Origin of the sequence: Mesorhizobium sp. WSM1293, assembly GCF_000513875.1 — a bacterium.
GTDB classification, from domain to species: domain Bacteria; phylum Pseudomonadota; class Alphaproteobacteria; order Rhizobiales; family Rhizobiaceae; genus Mesorhizobium; species Mesorhizobium ciceri.
Genome location: NZ_KI911320.1, coordinates 377,140 through 399,903, shown reverse-complemented (window position 1 = coordinate 399,903; position 22,764 = coordinate 377,140). Strand labels below are relative to the sequence as shown.

General features: G+C 63.6%; 20 protein-coding genes. 12 read left to right on the top strand and 8 right to left on the bottom strand.

What is annotated here, in order from left to right:
- Window positions 1–31 precede the first annotated feature (31 nt).
- Complete coding sequence (locus M729_RS0134515) at window positions 32–424, bottom strand: DUF305 domain-containing protein (RefSeq protein WP_027164294.1); 393 nt, start codon at window positions 422–424, stop codon at window positions 32–34.
- Between the two features lie 42 nt (window positions 425–466).
- Window positions 467–2,971: a heavy metal translocating P-type ATPase gene (locus M729_RS0134510; RefSeq protein ID WP_027164293.1), complete on the bottom strand. Its 2,505-nt coding sequence runs from the start codon at window positions 2,969–2,971 to the stop codon at window positions 467–469.
- Between the two features lie 184 nt (window positions 2,972–3,155).
- On the opposite strand from M729_RS0134510, the gene M729_RS0134505 reads away from it, so the two are divergent.
- The 7 genes from M729_RS0134505 to M729_RS0134475 all read left to right on the top strand — a co-directional run bounded on the left by M729_RS0134505 (window position 3,156) and on the right by M729_RS0134475 (window position 11,498).
- Complete coding sequence (locus M729_RS0134505; protein ID WP_027164292.1) at window positions 3,156–3,974, top strand: glycosyltransferase family 25 protein; 819 nt, start codon at window positions 3,156–3,158, stop codon at window positions 3,972–3,974.
- Window positions 3,975–4,053: 79 nt separating this feature from the next.
- Window positions 4,054–6,855: a [protein-PII] uridylyltransferase gene (locus M729_RS0134500; protein WP_027164291.1), complete on the top strand. Its 2,802-nt coding sequence runs from the start codon at window positions 4,054–4,056 to the stop codon at window positions 6,853–6,855.
- A 46-nt stretch (window positions 6,856–6,901) separates the two neighbouring features.
- A complete protein-coding gene (murJ, locus tag M729_RS0134495; RefSeq protein WP_027164290.1) occupies window positions 6,902–8,509 on the top strand; it encodes a murein biosynthesis integral membrane protein MurJ in 1,608 nt (535 codons plus the stop codon).
- Window positions 8,510–8,679: 170 nt separating this feature from the next.
- The gene (gene trpS, locus M729_RS0134490; protein ID WP_013528062.1) at window positions 8,680–9,747 is read left to right on the top strand and encodes a tryptophan--tRNA ligase; all 1,068 of its coding nucleotides are present in this window, start codon (window positions 8,680–8,682) and stop codon (window positions 9,745–9,747) included.
- A 92-nt stretch (window positions 9,748–9,839) separates the two neighbouring features.
- Window positions 9,840–10,331 carry a universal stress protein gene (locus M729_RS0134485; RefSeq protein ID WP_013528063.1) on the top strand — a complete coding sequence of 164 codons (492 nt, stop codon included), beginning with the start codon at window positions 9,840–9,842 and terminating at the stop codon, window positions 10,329–10,331.
- A gap of 188 nt (window positions 10,332–10,519) precedes the next feature.
- On the top strand, window positions 10,520–11,089 hold the full coding sequence (locus M729_RS0134480; protein ID WP_013528064.1) for a NifU family protein: 570 nt from the start codon (window positions 10,520–10,522) through the stop codon (window positions 11,087–11,089).
- 82 nt (window positions 11,090–11,171) lie between these two features.
- Complete coding sequence (locus M729_RS0134475) at window positions 11,172–11,498, top strand: NIPSNAP family protein (protein ID WP_013528065.1); 327 nt, start codon at window positions 11,172–11,174, stop codon at window positions 11,496–11,498.
- Window positions 11,499–11,609: 111 nt separating this feature from the next.
- Here M729_RS0134475 and M729_RS0134470 read toward each other — a convergent pair whose 3' ends face one another.
- The gene (locus tag M729_RS0134470; RefSeq protein ID WP_013528066.1) at window positions 11,610–12,227 is read right to left on the bottom strand and encodes a L,D-transpeptidase; all 618 of its coding nucleotides are present in this window, start codon (window positions 12,225–12,227) and stop codon (window positions 11,610–11,612) included.
- 226 nt (window positions 12,228–12,453) lie between these two features.
- On the opposite strand from M729_RS0134470, the gene cueR reads away from it, so the two are divergent.
- The 4 genes from cueR (at window position 12,454) to M729_RS0134445 (ending at window position 15,158) form a co-directional block, all read left to right on the top strand.
- Window positions 12,454–12,876, top strand: a complete 423-nt coding sequence (cueR, locus tag M729_RS0134465; RefSeq protein WP_024501803.1) for a Cu(I)-responsive transcriptional regulator — start codon at window positions 12,454–12,456, stop codon at window positions 12,874–12,876.
- Window positions 12,877–12,934: 58 nt separating this feature from the next.
- Window positions 12,935–13,366: an OsmC family protein gene (locus M729_RS0134460; protein ID WP_013528068.1), complete on the top strand. Its 432-nt coding sequence runs from the start codon at window positions 12,935–12,937 to the stop codon at window positions 13,364–13,366.
- Window positions 13,367–14,305: 939 nt separating this feature from the next.
- Window positions 14,306–14,566 (top strand): hypothetical protein, encoded by a 261-nt coding sequence (locus M729_RS1000000138710; RefSeq protein ID WP_156949367.1) that lies wholly within the window; start codon window positions 14,306–14,308, stop codon window positions 14,564–14,566.
- Between the two features lie 91 nt (window positions 14,567–14,657).
- Complete coding sequence (locus tag M729_RS0134445) at window positions 14,658–15,158, top strand: MmcB family DNA repair protein (RefSeq protein WP_050596417.1); 501 nt, start codon at window positions 14,658–14,660, stop codon at window positions 15,156–15,158.
- Window positions 15,159–15,172: 14 nt separating this feature from the next.
- Here M729_RS0134445 and nhaA read toward each other — a convergent pair whose 3' ends face one another.
- The 5 genes from nhaA to M729_RS0134420 all read right to left on the bottom strand — a co-directional run bounded on the left by nhaA (window position 15,173) and on the right by M729_RS0134420 (window position 21,851).
- Window positions 15,173–16,381: a Na+/H+ antiporter NhaA gene (gene nhaA / locus M729_RS0134440; protein ID WP_027164288.1), complete on the bottom strand. Its 1,209-nt coding sequence runs from the start codon at window positions 16,379–16,381 to the stop codon at window positions 15,173–15,175.
- Between the two features lie 62 nt (window positions 16,382–16,443).
- The gene (locus tag M729_RS0134435; RefSeq protein WP_013528072.1) at window positions 16,444–17,007 is read right to left on the bottom strand and encodes an ActR/PrrA/RegA family redox response regulator transcription factor; all 564 of its coding nucleotides are present in this window, start codon (window positions 17,005–17,007) and stop codon (window positions 16,444–16,446) included.
- Window positions 17,008–17,092: 85 nt separating this feature from the next.
- Window positions 17,093–18,424 (bottom strand): ActS/PrrB/RegB family redox-sensitive histidine kinase, encoded by a 1,332-nt coding sequence (locus M729_RS0134430; protein WP_032809909.1) that lies wholly within the window; start codon window positions 18,422–18,424, stop codon window positions 17,093–17,095.
- Window positions 18,425–18,450: 26 nt separating this feature from the next.
- Window positions 18,451–20,913 carry an ATP-dependent helicase HrpB gene (gene hrpB / locus M729_RS0134425; RefSeq protein ID WP_027164286.1) on the bottom strand — a complete coding sequence of 821 codons (2,463 nt, stop codon included), beginning with the start codon at window positions 20,911–20,913 and terminating at the stop codon, window positions 18,451–18,453.
- Between the two features lie 47 nt (window positions 20,914–20,960).
- Complete coding sequence (locus M729_RS0134420) at window positions 20,961–21,851, bottom strand: DMT family transporter (protein ID WP_027164285.1); 891 nt, start codon at window positions 21,849–21,851, stop codon at window positions 20,961–20,963.
- A 28-nt stretch (window positions 21,852–21,879) separates the two neighbouring features.
- On the opposite strand from M729_RS0134420, the gene M729_RS0134415 reads away from it, so the two are divergent.
- Window positions 21,880–22,569, top strand: a complete 690-nt coding sequence (locus M729_RS0134415; protein WP_024501811.1) for a PIG-L deacetylase family protein — start codon at window positions 21,880–21,882, stop codon at window positions 22,567–22,569.
- Window positions 22,570–22,764 lie beyond the last annotated feature (195 nt).

Genomic DNA, 22,764 nt, shown 5'->3' with positions numbered 1-22,764 from the left:
CGTTCTCGCCGCGCTGGCGATGGCTGAAGACTTACTTCACCGGATGGGCGGCGAGCCAGGCCTGCATCTGCTTGATCTCTGCTCCCTGCGCGGCGATGACGCCTTCGGCCAGCTTGCGGATTTCCGGGTCCTTGCCATTGGCAAGTTCAACCTTGGCCATGTCGATCGCACCCTGATGGTGCGGGATCATGCCTCTGACGAAATCGACGTCGGCATTGCCGGTATAGTCGGACGCCATCATGTCGGCATGCATCTTGTCCATCGCCGCCTTGTAGCCTTCCGTCGAAGGACTGGTCGCGTCCGTCGCCATGGCGCCCATGTCGTGTTTCATCTCTTCGCTCTGCGCCGGAACGCTTTCGAGGAAGACGGCAACCAGCATTCCGGCCGCCATCAGCAGCAGCACGAGTTTTTTGGCGAAGGTCATACATGGTCTCCTGTGGATGGGTTTCGTATTTGGGGGCTTGGATCAGAGTTTCAATGTTCTCAGCCGCAATGCGTTTGCGATCACCGACACCGAGGACAGGCTCATCGCCGCCGCTGCCAGCATCGGCGACAGAAGCGTGCCGGTGAGCGGATAGAGCACGCCGGCGGCGACCGGCACGCCAAGCACGTTGTAGAGGAAGGCAAAGAACAGGTTCTGGCGGATGTTGCGGATCGTCGCCTGAGCCAGCGTGCGCGCCCGCACGATGCCGTTGAGGTCGCCTTTGACCAAGGTGATGCCGGCGCTTTCGACGGCGACATCGGCGCCGGTGCCCATGGCGATGCCGACATCGGCGGCGGCAAGGGCCGGTGCATCGTTGACGCCGTCGCCGGCCATGGCAACGCCGGTGCCTTTTGCGCGCAGTTCCTCGACAAGGGCTGCCTTCTGTTCCGGCAGCAGGCCGGCGCGGACCTCGTCGATGCCGAGGCTTCTGGCGATCGCGTTGGCCGTGCGTTCATTGTCGCCGGTCGCCATGACGATCCGCAAGCCGCTTTCATGCAGCGCCTTGATCGCCTCGGCCGTCGTTGTCTTGATAGGGTCGGCGACGGCGACGATGCCGGCCGGTTTTTTGTCGACAGCAACGAACATCGCCGTCTTGCCTTCGAGTTGCAGCGCCTCGGCCTTGGCCGAGATGGATGCGATGTCGACGCCAAGGTCGACCATCATCGCGGCGTTCCCGAGTGCGACCGTCTTTCCCGAGACCGAACCGGACACACCCTTCCCGGTGACCGCCTCGAAACCGCTGGCCTCTGCAACGGTCACGCCGCGCGTAGCGGCGCCGTCGACGATGGCTTCAGCCAGCGGATGCTCCGAGCCTTTCTCCAGGCCCGCGGCAAGCGCCAGCAATTCATCTTCGGAGAAGCTGTTTGCCGCGACGACATCGGTCAGCTTCGGCCGGCCTTCGGTCAGCGTCCCCGTCTTGTCGACGATCAGCGTGTCGACGGAAGCGAAGCGTTCGAGTGCTGCGGCTTCCTTGGTCAGCACGCCGGCATGCGCCCCGCGCCCGGTGGCGGTCATGATCGACATCGGCGTGGCGAGGCCGAGCGCACAGGGACAAGCGATGATCAGCACCGACACCGCCGAGACGATGGCAAAGATCAGGCTGGGCTCGGGTCCAAACACGGCCCAGGCGATGAAGGCGACAATCGCGACAAGGACGACGGCCGGGACAAAGTAGAAAGAAACGCGATCAGCCAACCCTTGGATCGGGGCGCGCGAGCGCTGCGCCTTGGCGACGAGCTCGACGATGCGCGCCAGCGTCGTCTCGGCGCCGACCTTCTCAGCGCGCATGATCAGCGCACCATTCTTGTTGAGCGTGCCGCCGGTCAGCGCATCGCCCTCGACCTTCTCGACCGGCAACGGCTCGCCCGTGATCATCGATTCGTCGAGCGAGGACCGTCCTTCCAGCACCGTGCCATCGACCGGCACGGCGTCACCGGGGCGTATGCGCAGGCGATCGCCGGCCTTGACCGCATCGAGCGGCACATCGCTTTCGGAACCATCGGCGGCGATCAGCCGCGCTGTCTTCGGTGCGAGATCGAGCAAGGCGCGGATCGCCGAACCGGTCTTTTCACGGGCGCGCAGCTCCAGCACCTGGCCAAGGAAGACCAGCGCGACGATGACGGCGGCAGCCTCGAAATAAACCGGCACCGCACCGCCATGGCCGCGGAACTGATGCGGAAAGATATCCGGAAACAGCGTGGCGACGACGCTGTAGAGATAGGCAGCGCCGACGCCGAGCGAGATCAGCGTCCACATGTTGGGGCTGCGGTTGACGAGCGAATCCCAGCCGCGGTGGAAGAAAGGCAGTGCCGCCCACAACACGACGGGGCTGGCCAATGCCAGCTCAAGCCAGACCTTCGTCCGCTCGTCGACAAAAGCCTGGAAGGTCAGGCCGAGCATCGGCGCCATGGCGACGACCAGCAAAGGGACGGATAGAGCGGCACTGACCCAGAACCGCCTGGTGAAATCGACCAGTTCCGGATTGGGACCTTCATCACCCGTTGGTACGCCCATCGGCTCCAGCGCCATGCCGCATTTCGGGCAGGATCCGGGCTTGTCGCGGACGATCTCCGGGTGCATCGGGCAGGTGTATTGCGTGCCCTTGGGCATCGGCTGCGGTGCCGGCCTGTCGCCGAGATATTTTTGCGGCTCCGCTTCGAATTTCGCCTGGCAGGCGGCGGAGCAGAAATAGAAGCCCTGACCTTCGTGGCGGGCAAAGTGCCTGGCTGTCGCGCGATCGACACTCATGCCGCAAACCGGATCGGTGGCCGTCAGGAATTTTTCCGGCTCGGCGACGAATTTCGTGCGGCAGCCCTGGCTGCAGAAATGATAGAGATGCCCATCATGCTCGGCCGTCGGCTTGCCAGCGACCGGATCGACAGTCATGCCGCAGACCGGGTCGCGGACGACGCTCGTCGTGGTGGGCACGGCGCCTTTTGTCGAGCAGCAGCTACCGTGCGCGTGATGATCGTGATCGGAATGCGTCATTCGAAAATGCCTCGATGGATCGGTGTGTGACGTGGAGATAGGGCTTCCAGTAACTGGAAGGTCAAGGGCTGTTTCGACTTTTCTTCTCCGGTTCTCACGCGCCTATCCTCCCCAGAAAAAGTCACACGCGGCAACATCACGCCTGCTAGAGAGCGAGCGTCCCGGGGGGAGATTTTCTTTGGCAATGAAGCGTCTGGTCATCAATCTCGATCGGTCTCCCGATCGCCTTGCCCGTGTGACGGCGGAGTTTGCCCGCATCGGCGTCCCATTCGAACGCGTTCAGGGCATAGACGCACGGGATCGGCCGGATCTGGACCAGATGCCGCAATATGTCGGATATCGGAATAGGCTGCCCCTGGCCGACGGCGAGATCGCCTGCCTGCTCAGCCACCGGGCCTGCTGGGCTATCATTGCCCAAGGCGAGGCGGGCTACGGCGCGATCTTCGAGGACGACATCGTCTTTTCCGCAAAAGCCGGCGCATTGCTTCGCGACAGCGCCTGGATTCCAGTCGGCGTCGAAGTCGTCAAGCTCGAAAGCTATTTTTCCAAGACCGTGATCCGACGCAAGCGCATTGCCATCGGTCACGGCTTTTCAGCATCCGTGCTCTGCACGGGACATATGGGAGCCGCCGGCTACATCATCTCCAGGCAAGCCGCGCTCGACCTGATCAGGGCCACCGAGGAGATCGGCGTTGCTGTCGACGACGTTGTCTTCAACCCGGAATTTTCGGTTTTGCGGGCCGGGAATATCTATCAGCTTGTTCCTGCGCTTTGTGCACAAGATCAATTTCTTGGCGACAGGGCACTGCAATTGCCAAGCCTGCTCAGCGAAAAGCGGGATATACAGTGCGCCGCCGGGACCGGGAGACGCAGAAAGACAGCCATAGCGAAGGTAAAGGCCGAGGCTCGCCGAATAAGCAAGCGCATTGCCGATTTCTGTCGCCTGAAGCGGAGAATGGTCATTCCATTTATCTATCCGAGCCAGAGCTCAGCCGGGTCTTGAACCGGCTTTCAACGCCCCATACCCAGCGCCGCGAAAACGCGCTATAGACGCCGCCGAAACGGCAAGGCCGGCGGGGTATATGGCAAGAATCTCCCTGAAGCTCGACGAATTGATCGACGGCGAAGCCTTGCGCCGCGAAATGACCGCGCTGACCGCGGCCACGGCGGGCGACGGCTCAGGGCAGGCCGCGCGCAACGGCGTGCTCCAACTGCTCAAGGGACGGCTGGCGGAAGGGCGCGCCATTGCCGAACGCATGCTGATGGACGATGGCGGCGGCAGCGCCTGCGCGGCGCGGCTGTCGCATCTCATGGACGAGATCATCCGGGCGCTTTACGATTTCGCCGTCACCCACGTCTACCGGGTCAAGAACCCGTCCTCGGCGGAGCGCATGGCCGTCGTCGCTGTCGGCGGCTACGGCCGCGGCACGCTGGCGCCGGGCTCCGACATCGACCTGTTGTTCCTGCTACCTTACAAGCAGACGCCGTGGGGCGAACAGACAGTCGAATACATGCTCTACATGCTGTGGGACCTGGGGCTGAAGGTCGGCCACGCCACCCGTAATATCGACGAATGCCTGCGCCTGTCGCGCACCGATGTCACCATCCGCACCTCGATCCTCGAAGCACGTTTCCTGTGGGGCGAGGAAAAGCTCTATGATGAACTGATGCTGCGCTTCGACCATGAGGTGGTGCGCACGACCGGCCCCGAATATGTCCAGGCCAAGCTTGCCGAACGCGATGACCGCCATGCAAAGGCCGGCGAAAGCCGCTATCTGGTCGAGCCCAACGTCAAGGACGGCAAGGGTGGCCTGCGCGATCTGCAGACGCTGTTCTGGATCGGCAAATATTTCTACCGGGTGCGCACCGGCGAGGAACTGGTCGATAAAGGCGTCTTCACCGAGGGCGAGTACCGCGAGTTCCAGAAAGCCGAGGATTTCCTATGGGCGGTACGCTGTCACATGCATTTCCTCACCGGCAAGGCCGAGGAGCGGCTGCATTTCGACATCCAGCGCGAGATCGCCGAACGGCTCGGCTACACCACGCACCCCGGCCTGTCGGCGGTCGAGCGCTTCATGAAGCACTACTTCCTCGTTGCCAAGGACGTCGGCGACCTGACCCGCATCTTCTGTGCCGCGCTCGAGGAGGAGCAGGCCAAGCACGTGCCGGGCTTCAACCGCATCTTCCTGACTTTCTCGCGGCGCAAGCGCAAGCTGGCCGGCACGTCGGACTTCATTGTCGACAACCACCGCATCAACATCGCCGACGACCAGGTGTTCGAGCGCGATCCGGTCAATCTGCTCAGGCTGTTCTGGTTCGCCGACAAGCACGGTCTGGAATTCCACCCCGATGCGCTGAAGCTGCTGACCCGTTCGCTCGGCCTGGTCAACAAGTCGCTGCGGCGCGACGAGGAGGCCAACCGGCTGTTCCTCGACATATTGACCTCGGATCGCAATGCCGAACTCAATCTGCGCCGCATGAACGAGGCCGGGCTGCTCGGCAGGCTGATCCCGGATTTCGGCAAGATCGTCGCCATGATGCAGTTCTCGATGTACCACCACTACACGGTGGACGAGCACCTCATCCGCTGCATCGGCGTGCTGGCCGAGATCGAACGCGGCGACGGCGAAAAGGTCCATCCCCTGTCGCACACGCTGATGCCGGGGCTGAAGAAGAGCCGCGAGGCGCTCTATGTCGCAGTACTGCTGCACGACATCGCCAAGGGCAGGCCGGAGGACCATTCCGAGGCGGGGGCCAGGATCGCACGCCGCATCTGTCCGCATATGGGGCTGTCGCCTGCCGATACTGAAACCGTTGCCTGGCTGGTCGAGAACCATCTCGTGATGTCGATGACAGCCCAGACCCGCGATCTCAACGACCGCAAGACCATCGAGGATTTCGCCGCGATCGTGCAGTCGGTCGAGCGGCTGAAGCTGCTTTTGATCCTCACCGTCTGCGACATCAGGGGCGTCGGACCGGGTGTCTGGAACGGCTGGAAGGGCCAGTTGCTGCGCACGCTCTACTACGAGACCGAATTGCTGTTGACCGGCGGGTTTTCGGAAGTGTCGCGCGCGCAACGCACGGCGGCGGCGCGCGAGCGTCTGGCCGAGGCGCTTGCCGACTGGCCGGACAAGACCCGCAAGCGCTATGTCGGCCAGCACTACGAGAATTACCTTTTGACCGTCGATCTCGCAGACCAGCTGCGCCATGCCGAATTCATTCGTGAGGCTGACGCGTCAGGCAACAAGCTTGCCACCATGGTCAAGACCCACCAGTTCGAGGCGGTGACCGAAATCACCGTGCTGGCGCAGGACCATCCCCGCCTGCTCTCGGTCATCGCCGGGGCGTGCGCCGGGGCCGGCGGCAACATTGTCGACGCGCAGATCTTCACGACGTCGGACGGCCGTGCGCTCGACACGATCCTGATCAGCAGAGAATTCGACCGCGACGAGGACGAGCGCCGGCGTGCCGAGCGTGTCGGCCGGCTGATCGAGGACGTGCTGTCGGGCAAGAGCTGGCTGCCGGAAATGATCGAGAAGCGCACCAAGCCGCGGCGCGGCTCCAAGGTGTTCAAGATCCCGCCGCGTGCCGAAATCCGCAACACGCTGTCGAATCGTTTTTCGGTCATCGAGGTCGAGGGCCTCGACCGGCCTGGGCTGCTGTCGGAGATCACCGGAACGCTTTCCGACCTGTCGCTTGACATCGCATCGGCCCATATCACCACCTTCGGCGAAAAGGTCATCGACACTTTCTATGTCACCGATCTCACTGGCCAGAAGATAGATAGCCCGGCCCGCATCGCCACCATCCGCAATCGGCTGATGGCAACGCTCGAAGGCATCGTGCCCGAACGCGGCGGCAAGTCCAGGGCGGCGGCCGAGTGACAACGACCATCACTTTGTCCCAATTCCGCAGGCAGTTCCCAAAAGCATGAGCCTCGTCAAGAAATTCGCAACGGTCGCTTCCGGCACGCTGATGAGCCGCGCGCTCGGTTTCGGCCGCGAGATGCTGATGGCCGCCGCACTCGGCACCGGACCGGTCGCCGATGCCTTCAACGCCGCCTTCCAGTTTCCCAACACCTTTCGCCGGCTGTTTGCCGAGGGCGCCTTCAACGCCGCCTTCGTGCCGCTGTTCGCCAAGGAGATCGAGACCCACGGCACCGAAGGCGCCAAGCGCTTTTCCGAGGAAGTGTTCGGCGTGCTGTTCACGGCGCTGCTGGCGCTGACCATCATCATGGAACTGTCGATGCCGCTGATCGTGCGCTATCTGGTGGCGCCGGGTTTTGCCGGCACGCCGGGGAAGTTCGACACCACGGTGACGCTGGCGACGATCATGTTCCCTTATCTGATCTGCATGTCGCTGGGCGCGATGATGGCGGGGATGCTGAATTCGCTGCGCCGCTATTTCGCCGCCGCCGTAGCGCCGGTGTTCCTCAACATCATCCTGATCGGCGTGCTCGCCTATGCCTGGTACAAGGGCTCGGATGCCCTCACAGTCGGCTACGGGCTGTCCTGGGGCGTGCTTGCCGCCGGACTGGTGCAGCTGGCGATTGTCTGGGTGGCAGTGCGCCATGCCGGCATCTCGATAGGCTTTCGCCGTCCCAGAATGACGCCTGCGGTCAAGCGGCTGCTGATCCTGGCGCTGCCGGCGGCCATCACCGGCGGCATCACCCAGATCAACCAGCTGATCGGCACGGCGATCGCCTCGGCGCAGAACAGCGCGGTGTCCTCGCTCGCCTATGCCGACCGCATCTACCAGTTGCCGCTCGGCGTGGTCGGTGTCGCGGTCGCCATCGTGCTGTTGCCCGAACTGTCGCGCGCGCTGAAGTCGGGCAATTTGATCGAGGCGGCCAATCTGCAAAACCGGTCGGTCGAGTTCACGCTGTTCCTGACGCTGCCGGCAGCCGCCGCACTCTGGGTGATGTCGGAGCCGATCGTACGGCTGGTCTACGAGCGCGGCGCGTTCGCCGCCAACGGCTCGACGCCGACGGTGGCGGCGATCCTGGCGATCTTCGGCCTCGGCCTGCCGGCCTTCGTGCTGATCAAGGCATTCACGCCGGGCTATTTCGCCCGAGAGGACACGCGTACACCGATGATCTTTGCCGCCATCTCGGTGGCGGTGAACGTCACCACGGCGCTGACGCTGTTTCCACGGATGGGCGCGCCCGGCATCGCGGTGGCCTCAGCCGTCGCCGGCTGGGTCAACGCGGTGATGCTGCTCGGCGTCCTGATCCGGCGCGGCCACTGGGGCCGCGACGTGCCGCTGATGAAGCGCATTCCACGTCTGGTGCTGTCGGCTATCGTGATGGGGGCAGCGCTCTATTTTGCCGAGCATTGGTTCGCCGTCAGGCTCGGGCCCGGCTCGCCGCTGGTGGTCAAGGCGACGACGCTGCTGTCGCTGGTTGCGGGTGGGGCGCTGCTGTACTTCATCACGGCGTTTGCCACCGGGGGCGCCGATTTCGGCATGATCCGTCGCAACGTCAAGCGGGGATCTGGCAAGTCGGCGCCACCGATCGCAAAGACCGAACTGGACGAGTAGCGCACGACACGCTCGCAGCGCCGTCTTGATCGCAGCGCCGTCTTCGTCCATAAGCGCGCCGTCGCAAGACTTTCGCCGCGCGCGGTTTCCAGCCGCGTGATTGGCTCCGAAAAGTCTGCAACTTTTCGGAATCACGCTTATACGGCCCTCCACAAGCCATGAGGACAATCATGACCGCCTTCAAGCCACTCGTCTTTTCCGGTGTCCAGCCGACCGGCAATCTGCACCTCGGCAATTATCTCGGCGCCATCAAGAAATTCGTTGCCCTGCAGGACACCTCCGATTGCATCTATTGCGTCGTCGACCTGCATTCGCTGACAGCCCAACTCGTCTATGAAGACCTGGCCGACCAGACGCGGTCTATCACCGCTGCGTTCCTGGCCTCGGGCATCGATCCGAAGAAGCACATCGTCTTCAACCAGTCGCGGGTCATGCAGCACGCCGAGCTTGCCTGGATCTTCAATTGCGTGGCGCGCATCGGCTGGATGAACCGCATGACGCAGTTCAAGGACAAGGCCGGCAAGGACCGCGAGAATGCCTCGCTCGGCCTGCTCGCCTATCCCTCGCTGATGGCTGCCGACATCCTGCTCTACCGTGCCACCCACGTCCCTGTCGGTGAGGACCAGAAACAACATCTGGAGCTCACCCGCGACATCGCGCAGAAATTCAACAACGACTTCTCCGACCGTATCGCAGCGCTCGGCGTCGGCGTCGAGATGCAGGTCGGCGAAGAGACCGTGAACGGCTATTTCCCGCTGACCGAGCCGGTCATCGGCGGGCCGGCGGCGCGCATCATGTCGCTGCGCGACGGCTCCAAGAAGATGTCCAAATCGGACCCGTCTGATCTGTCGCGCATCAACCTGACCGACGACGCCGATGACATCTCGAAAAAGATCCGCAAGGCCAAGACCGATCCGGAAGCGTTGCCGAGCGAGCTGGACGGCCTGGCCGGCCGGCCCGAGGCAGAAAACCTGGTCGGCATCTATGCGGGTCTCGCCGAGATGTCGAAGGCGGATGTGCTCAAGCAATTCGCCGGCCAGCAGTTTTCCGTGTTCAAGCCGGCCTTGGCCGATCTTGCTGTGGAAAAACTGGCGCCGATCGCCAGCGAGATGCGCCGCATTTCGGATGACCGCGCCTATGTCGACGCGGTGCTCAAGGACGGCGGCGAGCGCGCCGGCGTGCTGGCCGAAGCGACGATGAAGACGGTGCGCGACATTATCGGCCTGCTGCAGGGCTGATCGCGACATCGGGTGCACTGGCACAAGGCCGGCGGCTTGCCGCCGGTCCGCCGCAGTGGCAGATTGCGCCGCAAGACACCGAGTAGATAGACATGGTCTCCAAACGCCTCAGCCGCGAAGCCGGCCATCGCAGGAAATTCCTGACGATCATCGACGACACGCCGGAATGCGAGCGTGCCGTAGCCTATGCCTCGAAACGGGCGCAGAGCACCAGCGGCACGCTGGTGCTGCTCTATGTCATCGTGCCGGACGACTTCCAGCATTGGCTGGGTGTCGAGAAGATCATGCGCGAGGAAGCCAACGCTACGGCGCGCGCCGCACTCGACAGCTATGCCAACAAGGTGCGCCAGAAGCTCGGCATCGAGCCCGAGATGGTGGTGCGCGAAGGCAAGCCGACGGAAGAGATTCACAAATTGATCGAGGAAGACCAGGACATCGCCATCCTGGTGCTGGCCGCCGGTGCGGGCAAGGAAGGCCCGGGACCGCTGGTCGGCGCCGTGGCCGGCAAGGGTGCCGCCTTCCCGATCCCGGTGACTGTCGTGCCGCAGAACCTTTCGGACGAGGAAATAGACAGCCTGGCCTGAGGTGTGCTGATTTTCAGGTGATGCCGGCCTGACCTGAATCTCAACACACCTTCGGGCGCGTCCCAGGGGCGCGCAAAAACATTCCGCCAGCCAGCCATTCCGGCGATGCGTTTCGCTTGAATGTCCAGCCAATTGAGCCTATTTAGAATTGTTCCAAACTAGATGCCCAAACGGGCACGGAGACGGCCATGTTCATCCAGACCGAATCGACGCCAAACCCGGCGACGCTGAAATTCCTGCCCGGCAAGGAAGTGCTTGTGGAAGGCACCGCCGATTTCCGCGATGCCGACAGCGCCGCCGTCGCCTCGCCGCTGGCCGGCCGGCTGTTCGAAATTCCTGGCGTCACCGGCGTTTTCTTCGGCTATGACTTCATCACCGTGACCAAGGATGGCCCCGACTGGCAGCATTTGAAGCCGGCGATCCTCGGCGCCATCATGGAGCATTTCATGTCCGGCGCGCCCGTCATGGCCAAGGCTGGCCCGGCCGCCGAGACCAGCCAAACCGGCGAGTTCTACGACAAGGCCGACGAGGAGCTGGTCATCACCATCAAGGAGCTGCTCGACACGCGGGTGCGCCCGGCGGTCGCCCAGGATGGCGGCGACATCACCTTCCGCGGCTTCGAGAATGGCACGGTGTTCCTGCACATGAAGGGTGCCTGCGCCGGCTGCCCGTCATCGACGGCGACGCTGAAGCACGGCATCCAGAACCTTCTGCGCCATTTCGTGCCGGAAGTGCAGCAGGTCGAGCAGGTCTCCTGACGCCCGTTTTGACAATTCTACCCTGCTGACCGTCTGGTCCGATTTCTTCGCTTCCGGCGCATCGGTCAGAAGGAATTCCAAAATGATCTACGAACTTCGGGTTTACCGGGCTTTGCCGGGACGCTTGCCGGCGCTTCTTGATCGCTTCGACAAGATCACGCTCAAATTATGGGAAAAGCACGGTATCCGCCAAGCGGGTTTCTTTACCACGCTGATCGGAGCTTCGAACAACGAACTGACCTACATGCTGGCATGGGAATCGCTAGCCGAACGCGAAGAGCGTTGGACGGCGTTCGTGAAGGACCCTGCCTGGACGCAGGCGCGGGAAGATTCCGAGCGTGATGGCCAGATCACCGAGACAATCATCAACCAAATTTTGGTTCCCACCGCGTTCTCGGCGGTGTCCTGACCGCCGAGCAGGCGTCGCATCGCGCAAACAACAAAAAACCGGGCCGAATTGCCCGGTTTTCTGCTTGGGACGTCCGTTGTTGCCTAGACGGTCCGCGTACGAAAACTGCCTCTAGAGAACGATGACCTTGGCGCCGACCGAGGCGCGGTCATAGAGGTCGATGATATCCTGATTCATCAGCCGGATGCAGCCAGACGACATCGCCTTGCCGATCGAATTCCATTCCGGGCTGCCATGCAGGCGATAGCCTGAATCACCGCCCTTGTTGAACAGGTACATGGCGCGCGCGCCGAGCGGGTTCTTCAGGCCCGGCTCCATGCCGCCGGCAAACTTTTCCAATTCCGGCTGGCGCTGGATCATCTGCCTCGGCGGCGTCCAGGTCGGCCATTCGCGCTTGAGCGCAATGTGGGCGGTGCCATGCCACTCGAAGCCCTCGCGGCCGACGCCGATGCCGTAGCGAATGGCCCTTCCGTCGCCCTCGATGAAATAAAGGAACTTGTTCTGCGTATCGACGATGATCGTGCCCGGCTTTTCCGGGCTATCGTAGTTCACTTCCTGCCGATGGTACTTCATCGGCACTTTCTCGATCGGGATGCGCGGCAGCTGATAACCGGCGTCGGTGACCGCGCCGTAGTCGTTGGAGAAGATCTGCGAGCCGATGGTGCTGCAACCGGCGATAGCAGTGGAGAGCGCCAGTGCGGCGATGATTGCAAACGACTTCATGCGCATCAGGTGATCCGGTGCCCCGCCCAAACTCGGCGGCACGAGTCGGCCGCTCTCTCATCATCATTCATGCTGGCATTTGCTTTGCTTGCCAAGCGCGCGATGCCTATATGCCTGCCTTGACGTACCGGTAAGCGTATCACTATGGCATTTTGGCAACAGGACTCACAGGATTGTGAAGCAAATTCAAGGGGCCTGCTCCATGGGTTCCTGGAAATCGAGGAGAACCGTCATGAATGTCGGTGACGCCGCCCACCGCTCCGGCCTGCCGGCCAAGACCATCCGTTACTATGAAGAGATCGGCCTGATCGCCCCGGCACGCGCCGCCAACGGCTACCGCGATTATTCCGGAGACGACATCCATCGGCTGGCCTTCCTGCGCCGCGCGCGCAATCTCGGCTTTTCCATCGACGATTGCCGCCAGCTGATGGCGCTTTACCAGGATCGCAGCCGCGCCAGCCAAAACGTGCGCGAAATCGCCGCCGCCCATGTCACGGCGATCGAGGAGAAAGTGCGCGAGTTGCAGTCAATGCGCTCGACGCTGCAGAAACTGATTCATGCCTGTCACGGCGACGAAAGGCCGGATTGTCCGATCCTTGATGACATGGCGGGCGCGGCATTGCCCAGCGACAAGGGCGCCTCTGCGCCTGCATAATGACCGTATGTCGACGACGCCCGAAGCCTGGTCGACTCCTGCCGGGAGGACATCCGCAATGGTCTCGATGACCGTCGAACTGCGCAATGTGGAGGACACGCGAGCCGCCATGGGCTGGGCCGGCGGCCACACGATCATCGTCGACCGGCCCGAAGGCAAGGCCGGCGGCATGGGCCTGGGCTTCAATGGCGGCCAGTTGCTTGCCCTGGCGATCGGCGGCTGCTTCTGCAACGATCTTCGCTACGTCGCCGAGGAAATGGGCGTAACGCTCGACAAGATCGCCGTGACCGTGACGCTGAACCTCGAAGGCAAGCCTTTGCTCGCGACCTCGTCAACCATGGCGGTTTCATGCACGACGCTGGACGGCTCCGACCCGGCCGAGATCATTACAAGGGCCGCGGCGATTTCCACGGTCAGCAACTCCCTGCGCCAGGGCGTGTCGGTGAGCATTGAAACGGCCGCAACGACGGCCGGCTTGTCGGAGGAATGATCCCCGGAACAGGCGCATTGGCCGCGTGGATTGTCAGAGATCGCCCAAAAAGGCCCGCCGCCGGCACGACAAAGCGATTGACCCAATTTTCTTCGGCATCTGGGCGCGTCAATCAGCCGCTCTATGTCTTCCCTTGTCGCAATGATCAACGATGGAGGTTGGCATGGATCGGCGATTGTTTCTGACTGGAATGCTTGGGCTGGCAGGGGCTGCGACCGTCGTCGCAATCGCGCGTCCTGCCACCGCCTTGGCCGGCATCCCGAATACGGGGCCCGGCATTCTCGACGAGCTCGACAAACCGTCCGACGATATTCTCGACCCGGATGGTCCCGGTGTCCAGGATGGCGTCGAGTTGGTGCGGCACCGCAGATGGCACCGCCGCCGTCGCCGACGCGGGTGGAGGCGGGTCTGCCGTCGCTATTGGCGCAATGGCTATTGGCGCCGCAGATGTTTCCGCAGATCCTTCTGGATCCACTTCTGACGAGACCAGCAACGCGAAGGTCCCGGCGCCCGCCGGGGCCTTCGCTATCGCTGCGGGCTTCAATCAATCGGCAAAAAAGGCCCGCCGCCCCTCGGCAGCGGGCAGGTCCTGGAGTGCCGGGGGATCAACCCGGCATGGGATCAACGAGCGGATCACCGGTTGGTTGCAGGGATCGGCCCGGTAGCCTTCCTTTGGGTGGACCGCCACCGGGCCTGACCGGAGCGGGGTGTATTGGGGGAGCCCCGGCTGCTTCCAAAATATCACTTTTCTCTTATATTCGCTTTAGCTAATTTATATAAAGCCATGCATCACCCGCAGATGGGGTGCGCACTTCACGAAAGTGTCGAAGTGACGTCTCCCTGCTTATGCCATTCGGCATTCGCGGAACTAAAGCGGTTGCATCTGACTTGGGTTGGTGACGCGCAAAGATTTTTTCGCTGCTATCTTAAAGTTACCAAATGGAAATTGACCGGCGCAGCATATCAAGTCGATTTGCGCTGACGATCTCTTTGTTTTTCCAGGAACTGCTTGGCGTGCTCCGCCCAATCAGCCGTCGTGACTTTATGCTCCTGAACGGACTTTCTGAAAGCCTTGCGCAGAGCATCAAGGTCAAAGGCCCACAGTTGTTCACCATCAGTGCTGTTCAATTTTGTGCCGCCCGTCCCCATGAGAACGATGGTGTGCACCACAAGCTCAATCTTTCAAGGATCAATGCCTGACTTCTTTTGGGTATATCCGGGTATATCGAATATATAATCGCCTGCATAAAACAGGTTCGAACCGTGAACAGAATCTGGCATGGTGCCTGGCATGCCGATCATCTCGCCCATCCCAATCAACCCTCTCATCGACGGTCGCCAGTCCGAACGCGCCATGCTGGTGCGGCGCGGTGTGCAGCGGCTGCTCATGGATATGGGCGCGCATGTGTTGCCCGAACTGTCGCTGGCCACCGGCCGCCGTGCCGACCTCGTCGCGCTGACCCGGCAGGGCGATATCTGGATCATCGAGATCAAATCCTCGATCGAGGATTTCAGGGTCGACCGCAAATGGCCCGACTACCGGCTGCATTCCGACCGCTTCTTCTTCGCCACCCATCCCGGCGTACCCTCGGAGATCTTCCCGCACGAATGCGGCTTCATCCTTTCCGACGGCTATGGCGCCGAGATCCTGCGCGATGCGCCCGAGCACCGCATGGCAGCGGCAACGCGCAAGGCGCTGATGCTGCGGATCGCGCGGGCCGGCGCTTCGCGGCTGCTGGCGGCGGAGCTTGCCGGCGTGTCGGTGCCGGCGCTGGAGGGTGAGAGCGAGTAGCGGCGTCCTTCACTCTATGACCGGCTCTCCTCTTCGCCGTCCTCCACGCCACCCCTAGCGGGCGCCATGAGCAGCACGGCAGCGCCCAGGATGGCGGCGATGAAGGAGCCGGCGAGGATGCCGACCTTGACCGCGTCCTGCAGCGCCACGTCGCCGGCGAAGGCGAGCAGGCCGATGAACAGGCTCATGGTGAAGCCGATGCCGCACAGCAGCGATATGCCGATCATGTGCGTCCAGCCGGCATTGGCGGGTAGGTCGGCAAGACCGAGCCTGATGGCAAGTGCCGAGGAGCCGAACACGCCGACCAGCTTGCCGACCACCAGGCCGGCGGCGACACCCAGCGTCAACGGCTCGATCAGCGCGCCAAAGCTCAGGCCGGCGAGCGAAACGCCGGCATTGGCAAAGCCGAAGATCGGGATGACGACGAAAGCCACAATCTTGTGCAGGCCGTGCTCGAGCCGGTGCAGCGGCGAACGGTCCAGATCGTGACCGATCCCGGCGGAGCGCTCAAGCGGGATGGTCAGCGCCAGCGCCACGCCGGCAAGCGTTGCATGGACGCCAGATTTCAGCACCAGAACCCACAGGACGACGCCCAGAACGAGATAGGGCACAAGCGTCATCACCCGCATGCGGTTGAGCACGACAAGCGCGGCAATGATTGCGAAGGCGGCACCCAGATAAGCCAGCGACAAGCCGCTGGTGTAGAAGATGGCGATGATGATGACGGCACCGAGGTCGTCGATGATGGCCAATGCTGTGAGGAACACCTTCAGCGAAGCCGGCACGCGGCTGCCGAGCAGCGACAGCACGCCGAGCGCAAAAGCTATGTCGGTGGCGGTCGGGATCGCCCAGCCGGACAGGGCGGCCGCATTGTTGCGGTTGACGGCGACATAGACGAGTGCCGGAACCAGCATGCCGCCGGCGGCGGCGATGCCGGGCAGCACGCGCCGAGGCCAGGTGGAGAGCTGGCCGTCCAGCATCTCGCGCTTGATCTCCAGCCCGACGAGCAGGAAGAACACCGCCATCAGCCCGTCATTGACCCAGTGCGAGACGCTGAGCGGGCCGAGATAGGCGTGGAGCACGGAGAAATAGGTTTCGGCGAGCGGCGAGTTGGCGACGATCAACGCAAGTGCCGCCGCCGCCATCAGGATGATGCCGCCGGCCGCTTCGCTATCGAGAAATTCGCGGAAGACGGAAATCGGCCGCTGCTTCAGATCCTGCATGTCGCCTCCGTCATGCCGCCTGTTTCGGCGGGTTTCAATCGGCAAGATGGCAAACGGTGGCCTTAACGCGGCGCGCGCTTTGCCAGTATGCGCTGCAAGGTGCGACGGTGCATGTTGAGCCGGCGCGCTGTCTCGGAGACGTTGCGCTCGCACATCTCATAGACGCGCTGGATATGCTCCCATCGGACGCGGTCGGCCGACATCGGGTTTTCCGGCGGCGCCGCGCGCTCGCCGGCGGTGCGGGTGAGTGCGGCGAAGATATCATCGGCGTCGGCGGGCTTGGAGAGATAATCGACCGCACCGAGCTTCACCGCGGTCACCGCGGTGGCGATGTTGCCATAGCCGGTCAGGATGATGGTGCGGGAATCCTCGCGCTTTTCGCGGATGGCCGCGACCACGTCGAGGCCGTTGCCGTCGCCGAGCCGCATGTCGACCACGGCGTAGGCGGGCGGATTGGCGCGCGCCTTGGCAACCGCCTCCTCGACGCTCTCGGCCGTCTCGACCACGAAGCCCCTGGCTTCCATGGCGCGGGCCAGACGCGTGAGGAACGGCTTGTCGTCATCGACGACAAGCAGCGAGGTGTCCTCGCCTTCAACCATTGCGCCAATATTCTCGTCGCCTGTCATAGTCTCAAAATTCCTGCTGCCTTAATTTTACGCAAATATAGTTCCTGAGCCTCCTTGTCCAATTTTTAGAGGCCCATCAAGGCTCTCAGGCAGTGTCGAACATGCTGGCCGAAGTGATTTCCGGATTGAGGAACACACCACGCGGCCACGATATCTGGACCATGGCGCCCTCGCCCAAGCCACTCGAATTGCGGAAATCGAGCACGGCACCAGAGCGTTCGAGCAAGGTCTTGGCGATGAACAGGCCGAGGCCCAGACCACCGCCGGTTTCATCGCCCTGGCGCGTCGACATATAGGGCTCGCCGATGCGGTCGATGATCTCGGCCGGAAAACCGGGGCCGTCATCGACGATCGAGAAGGTGACGGTGGCCTCGTCCCAGCTCCAGCGCACGGTGACGCTTTTGCGAGCGAAATCGACCGCGTTCTCGACCAGATTGCCGAGGCCGTAGATGACGCCCGGATTGCGCTGCCCGACCGGCTCGGGGCCGATGCGTTCGCCGGGCCGAAGCTTGATCGAGATGCCGAAGTCCCGGTGCGGCGCGGTGACCTCCTCGACCAGCGATGTCAATGGCAGCCGCGAAAGATGCGCCTCACCCTCCGAGGACAGGCTGGTCAGCCGCTTGAGAATCTCGCGGCAACGCTCGCTCTGCGAACGCAACAGCGTCACGTCTTCCCCGTATTTCGGATCCTTGCCGAGCGCCTTTTCCATCTCCTTGGCGACAAGCGCGATGGTGGCGAGCGGCGTGCCGAGCTCGTGCGCGGCCGCGGCGGCCAGCCCGTCGAGCGCCGAAAGGTGCTGCTCGCGCTGCAGCACCAGCTCTGTTGCGGCGAGCGCATTGGCCAGAAGCCGGGCTTCGGCGGCCACCCGGAAGGCATATATGGCGGTGAAGGCGATCGAGGACAGCACCGCCATCCACATGCCGGCGACATAGAGAAAAGGCATGGCCAGCGGCGCATCCTCATGCCAGGGCAGCGGCAGATGGACAAAGACCAGAAAGGTCGCCGCCGACATGACCAGCCCGCCGAGGATGGCGGTCAGGCGCAGGGGCAGCGATGTCGCCGAAATGACGACAGGCACGGTCATCAGCAGCGAGAACGGATTGGTGAGGCCGCCGGTCATGTAGAGCAGGCCGGCAAGCTGCAGGCTGTCGAAGATGAGGATGCCGAAGGCCGCAAGCGGCGTGAGCCGGTGCGCCGCCGGAAAGCGAAAGGCGAGAAACAGGTTCATCCAGGCCGAACAGGCGATCAGGGCAAAGCAGAGGCTGACCGGCAGCGGAAACTTCAGCCCATAGGCGACGACGAGCACCGCCAGGCTCTGACCGACAATGGCAAGCCATCGCAACCGGATTAGCGTGTTGAGGCGCAGTCTCTGGCTCTGCTGGAAATCGGGCGAACGCAAAACGTTGATCATGGCCATGAATTACAGCCGCGAAGCTCCAAAGGCTAGGTCCCGCGCGGCTTGGCCCGGGCGGTGGCGGCGGCGAGCAGCGGGTTTTCCGGCCAGACATGCTTGGGATAGCGGCCGCGCATGTCGGCGCGTACGTCGGCCCAGGAGCCGCGCCAGAAGCCGGGCAGGTCGCGCGTCGTCTGGATCGGCCGGTGCGCCGGCGACAGGAGTTCGAGCGTCAGCGGCACAGTGCCATTGGCGATGGCGGGATGCCGGTCGAGCCCGAACAGTTCCTGCACGCGAACCGCCAGCACCGGCCATTCGCTGTCATAGCGGATAGGCACATGGCTGCCGGACGGAGCGTCGAAATGGGTTGGCGCCAGCGTATCGATCCTGCGCTGCAGATCATGCGGCACGAGGCTGGCCAGTCCGGCCGAGACAACACCTGCATCGATGGCGGCAAACGATGCCGCGCCGGCGAGGTAAGGCAGCAGCCAGTCGTCGAGGCGCTCGACGAGCGCGTCATCCGCCATATCGGGCCATGGCGCGCCCAGGCCGCGATGCAGCCAGCCAAGCCGCTGGCGCAGCGTTTGCGCCTCCTTGCTCCAGGTCAGCAGCGACAGCCCGTGCTGGCGCACGGCATCGAGGACGGCGCGGTCGGCGTCGGCCCCCGTTGGCGGCGGCAGCATGCGCTCGGCGAGCGTGATGGCGCCAAGGCGCACGGTTTCACGTACACGCACGGCGCGCTTGTCCCGATCGAAGCTCGTTTCACGGCGCGCCTCGATCCTGTCCGCCAACGCGACACGGACATCGTCCTCGCCGATCGCCGCTGCCGCCGTGATGCGCGCATTCTGTGCCTTGCCCTGCAGGTCGGCGACGACCAGAAACGGCTCGCCCGCCAGCGGATCGGCGGCGTCGAGCATGGCGCCGGAGCCGTTGGCCAGCACGAAACGGCCACGCTCGCCACGCGCCTTCGCCACCCGATCCGGCCAGGCGTGGACGAGCAGGGGACCGCCCGCCGCAGCTTCGCTGCCCTTCGCCCCGCCTGCCTGCCTTGCCAGCCTTTCGGCGAGTTGCTTGGCGGCGGCAGCGCGCGGAGATCTTTCCCCGCGAAAACGCATCAGCCGCCGCTCCAGATCGGCGCCGTCGCCACCGAGGCCGCGTTCGGTGAGGAGCACTGCGAACATTGCCGCCTCGAAGGCATGGCCGCTCCGGGATGCCTCGGCAACCATATGCGCCAACCGCACCGGCAGAGCGAGCTTGCGCATCGCTGCACCCGCCTCCGTCAGGCGCCCCGTGTGGTCGATGGCATCCAGCGCGCGCAGTAGCCCCCTTGCCTCATTGAGGGCCGGAACAGGTGGCGGATCGAGAAAAGCAAGCGCTGACGGATCGGCAACGCCGAAGGCAGCACAATCGAGCAGCAGTCCGGACAGATCGGCCTCAAGGATTTCCGGCGGCGTGAAAGCGGGAAGTGCAGCCGTTTGCTCGGCCCGCCACAGCCGGATGGCGACGCCTGGCTGCGTGCGCCCGGCACGGCCGGCGCGCTGGTCGGCGGAAGCCTTGCTGACACGCACGGTCTCCAGTCGGGTCAAGCCACTGGCCGGCTCATAGCGCGGCAGCCGCGACAGGCCGGAATCGATGACGACGCGCACGCCGTCGATGGTGATCGAGGTTTCGGCTATCGAGGTGGCCAGCACCACCTTGCGGCGGCCCGATGTTGCCGGCTTGATCGCCGCGTCCTGCGCCTTGCCGTCCAGCATGCCGTAGAGCGGGACGATGTCGGTATCGGTGCCGACCTTGCCGGCCAGCCGTTCGGCGGTGCGCTCGATCTCGCGCTGGCCGGGCAGGAAGGCAAGGACGCTGCCGCTCTCGTCGGCAAGGGCGGCGCGGATCGCCTTGGCCATCGCGTCCTCGATGGCGATGCCGGCCGGCCGTTCGTCATAACGGATATCGACGGGAAAGGCGCGACCCTCGCTTTCGACGACTCGCGCGCCCGACATGAGTTTGGCGACGCGCGCGCCGTCGAGCGTCGCCGACATCACAGCCAAGCGCAGATCCGGCCTGAGCGCCCCCTGCACGTCGAGCGCCAGAGCGAGACCGAAATCGCCGTCGAGCGAACGCTCGTGGAATTCGTCGAAAATGACAGCCGAAACACCGGGCAGTTCGGGATCGTCGAGGATCATGCGCGCCAGCACGCCTTCGGTGACGACCACGATCCTGGTCTTTGCCGAAATGCGGTTTTCCATGCGCATGGCGTAGCCGACGGTGGCGCCGGGTTCCTCACCAAGCAACTCAGCCATCCGGCGAGCGGCGGCGCGAGCGGCGAGGCGGCGCGGTTCAAGCAGGATGATCTTGCCGACGCCGAGCCAAGGCGCGTCAAGCAGCGCCAGCGGCACCAGCGTGGTCTTGCCAGCGCCGGGCGGCGCCACCAGCACGGCGCTGTTGCCATCGCCAAGCGCTTCCCTCAGCGCCGGCAGCACGACGGACACCGGAAGCTCCGGCAGGGGTTTTGTGGTCATGGCGCCCGCATATCAGCGGTTACGGCCACGGCGCAACCAGGGTCGGTTCAAAGCCGGGTGCGTGAAAACGGGTTCCAGCGCACGGTGCCCAGCCGCGCTTCCTCACGCACCATGGTCAACAGGCCGGCGCCGCCAACGACTGCCAGGCCAACCAGCGACAGCCCGTCCGGATATTCCTGGAAAAACAACGCGCCGAGGATCACCGCCCAGGCGATCTGCGAATAATGCGTCGGCGCGACCCCGTTGGCAGGCGCGTATTTCATGGCCAGCAGTTGAAGGAATTGTCCACCTGCTGTGAAGGCACCGGCCGCCACCAACCACAGCAACTGCTTGGCGTCGGGAACGGTGAACGAGGTGGCGGCGGCACCGGTGCCGTTGAACAGCAGGCCGTAGCCGACCAGCACGCCGAGCATGGTGGTGCGCTTTTCCTGCTGCGCCAGCGAGCGCATCAGGATGACGCTGGTGGCGGCGAGGAAGGCAACACCGAAGGCGGCAAGGTGGCCGAGATTGAGCTCGCGAAAGCCCGGCCGCACCACCAGCATGACACCGGCGAAACCGGCGACCACCGCCAGCCAGCGCCAGGGGCCGACCTTCTCCTTGAGGATCACCGTGGAGAGGATGGTGACGCAGAGCGGCGCCAGGAAGATCAGCGCATAGGACTCGGCCAGCGGAATGGTGGTGAAGGCGTAGACGCTGAGCACGCCGGAAGCGATGCCCGCCCAGGCACGCGCCTGCACCGCCCATGGCCTTCTGGTGCGCCAGAAATCGCGCCAGCGTTCGCCCGCGGGCCGCGTGAAGAACAGGAAGAAGCCCGCGAACAAGGTTATGAAAAAGCCGATCTCGAAGATCGTGAGCTGACCGCCCAGGCTTTTGACAACGGCATCGCTACCCGAATAGCTTGCGTAGGCGATCAGGGCGAGCAGGATTCCGTTCGTCACGTTGTTCCAATTCCGGGGAGAGAGTCGTTTGAAAATCCTGGCGCTCGGTGCGCATCCGGACGACATCGAGATCTTCATGTTCGGTACGATGGCCGCCTATGCCGCGCAAGGCGCAGAACTCACTTTTGCCATGGCCACGGATGGTGCCAGGGGCGGCTCGAGCGATCCCGCTGTTCTCGCTCGTGTCCGTCGCGACGAAGCAACGGCCGCGGCCGCGCTGGTAGGCGCAGTGCCACGCTTCCTCGACTTCCCGGACGGCGAGCTGGTGGCCGATGCAGCGCTGATCGGAGCTCTGAAAGCACTGATCGGTCAAATCGGCCCGGATCTGGTGATCACGCATGCGCCCAACGATTATCATGCAGACCATCGCGCGCTGTCGGACGGCGTTCGTATCGCGGCGTCTTTCGCCGTCCCAGTGCTGCATGCCGACACGATGGGCGGCACCGGTTTTTCGCCGACGCACTATGTCGACATTTCGGCCCATGCCGACGTCAAGGCCGAGGCGATCCGCATGCATCAATCGCAGGATCCCGACCGCTTCGTCGACATTGCGCGGACACAGAACGCCTTTCGCGCCGGCCAGTGCAACGGCGCGCAAGGCTCATCGGCCGAAGCCTTCCGTTTCGAACCGTCGTTCCCGTTCGCCGATATCCGCGCGCTGCTGCCGCCGGCGCCGGCGATCCGCAAGGTGATGGTGAGCACCAGAAGGGTCGATTGAAGCCGAGGTTGCCCCACGTCCCGGTCAGAATCGGCCTGAACAGCTTCGGTAAGCCGGCCAGCGACCCGCGCTTTTCCCAACGTTTTCAGCCATCGCCATAAGCATGCTGCGGCGCAGCAACGAATTCGCTTGCCTTGTTTAGTAAAAATTGCATCACTAAACAAATTACTAAACATCTGCAGTGTAACCGCGCAG

Coding starts and splice junctions, on each gene's coding strand:
- cueR (WP_024501803.1), top strand. CDS start 12,454: ATGAATGTCGGTGACGCCGCCCACCGCTCCGGCCTGCCGGCCAAGACC.
- M729_RS0134435 (WP_013528072.1), bottom strand. CDS start 17,007: ATGACAGGCGACGAGAATATTGGCGCAATGGTTGAAGGCGAGGACACC.
- M729_RS0134475 (WP_013528065.1), top strand. CDS start 11,172: ATGATCTACGAACTTCGGGTTTACCGGGCTTTGCCGGGACGCTTGCCG.
- M729_RS0134430 (WP_032809909.1), bottom strand. CDS start 18,424: ATGGCCATGATCAACGTTTTGCGTTCGCCCGATTTCCAGCAGAGCCAG.
- M729_RS0134510 (WP_027164293.1), bottom strand. CDS start 2,971: ATGACGCATTCCGATCACGATCATCACGCGCACGGTAGCTGCTGCTCG.
- M729_RS0134505 (WP_027164292.1), top strand. CDS start 3,156: ATGAAGCGTCTGGTCATCAATCTCGATCGGTCTCCCGATCGCCTTGCC.
- M729_RS0134460 (WP_013528068.1), top strand. CDS start 12,935: ATGGTCTCGATGACCGTCGAACTGCGCAATGTGGAGGACACGCGAGCC.
- M729_RS0134485 (WP_013528063.1), top strand. CDS start 9,840: ATGGTCTCCAAACGCCTCAGCCGCGAAGCCGGCCATCGCAGGAAATTC.
- hrpB (WP_027164286.1), bottom strand. CDS start 20,913: ATGACCACAAAACCCCTGCCGGAGCTTCCGGTGTCCGTCGTGCTGCCG.
- trpS (WP_013528062.1), top strand. CDS start 8,680: ATGACCGCCTTCAAGCCACTCGTCTTTTCCGGTGTCCAGCCGACCGGC.
- M729_RS0134470 (WP_013528066.1), bottom strand. CDS start 12,227: ATGCGCATGAAGTCGTTTGCAATCATCGCCGCACTGGCGCTCTCCACT.
- murJ (WP_027164290.1), top strand. CDS start 6,902: ATGAGCCTCGTCAAGAAATTCGCAACGGTCGCTTCCGGCACGCTGATG.
- M729_RS0134480 (WP_013528064.1), top strand. CDS start 10,520: ATGTTCATCCAGACCGAATCGACGCCAAACCCGGCGACGCTGAAATTC.
- M729_RS0134515 (WP_027164294.1), bottom strand. CDS start 424: ATGACCTTCGCCAAAAAACTCGTGCTGCTGCTGATGGCGGCCGGAATG.
- M729_RS0134445 (WP_050596417.1), top strand. CDS start 14,658: ATGCCGATCATCTCGCCCATCCCAATCAACCCTCTCATCGACGGTCGC.
- M729_RS1000000138710 (WP_156949367.1), top strand. CDS start 14,306: ATGGAAATTGACCGGCGCAGCATATCAAGTCGATTTGCGCTGACGATC.
- nhaA (WP_027164288.1), bottom strand. CDS start 16,381: ATGCAGGATCTGAAGCAGCGGCCGATTTCCGTCTTCCGCGAATTTCTC.
- M729_RS0134500 (WP_027164291.1), top strand. CDS start 4,054: ATGGCAAGAATCTCCCTGAAGCTCGACGAATTGATCGACGGCGAAGCC.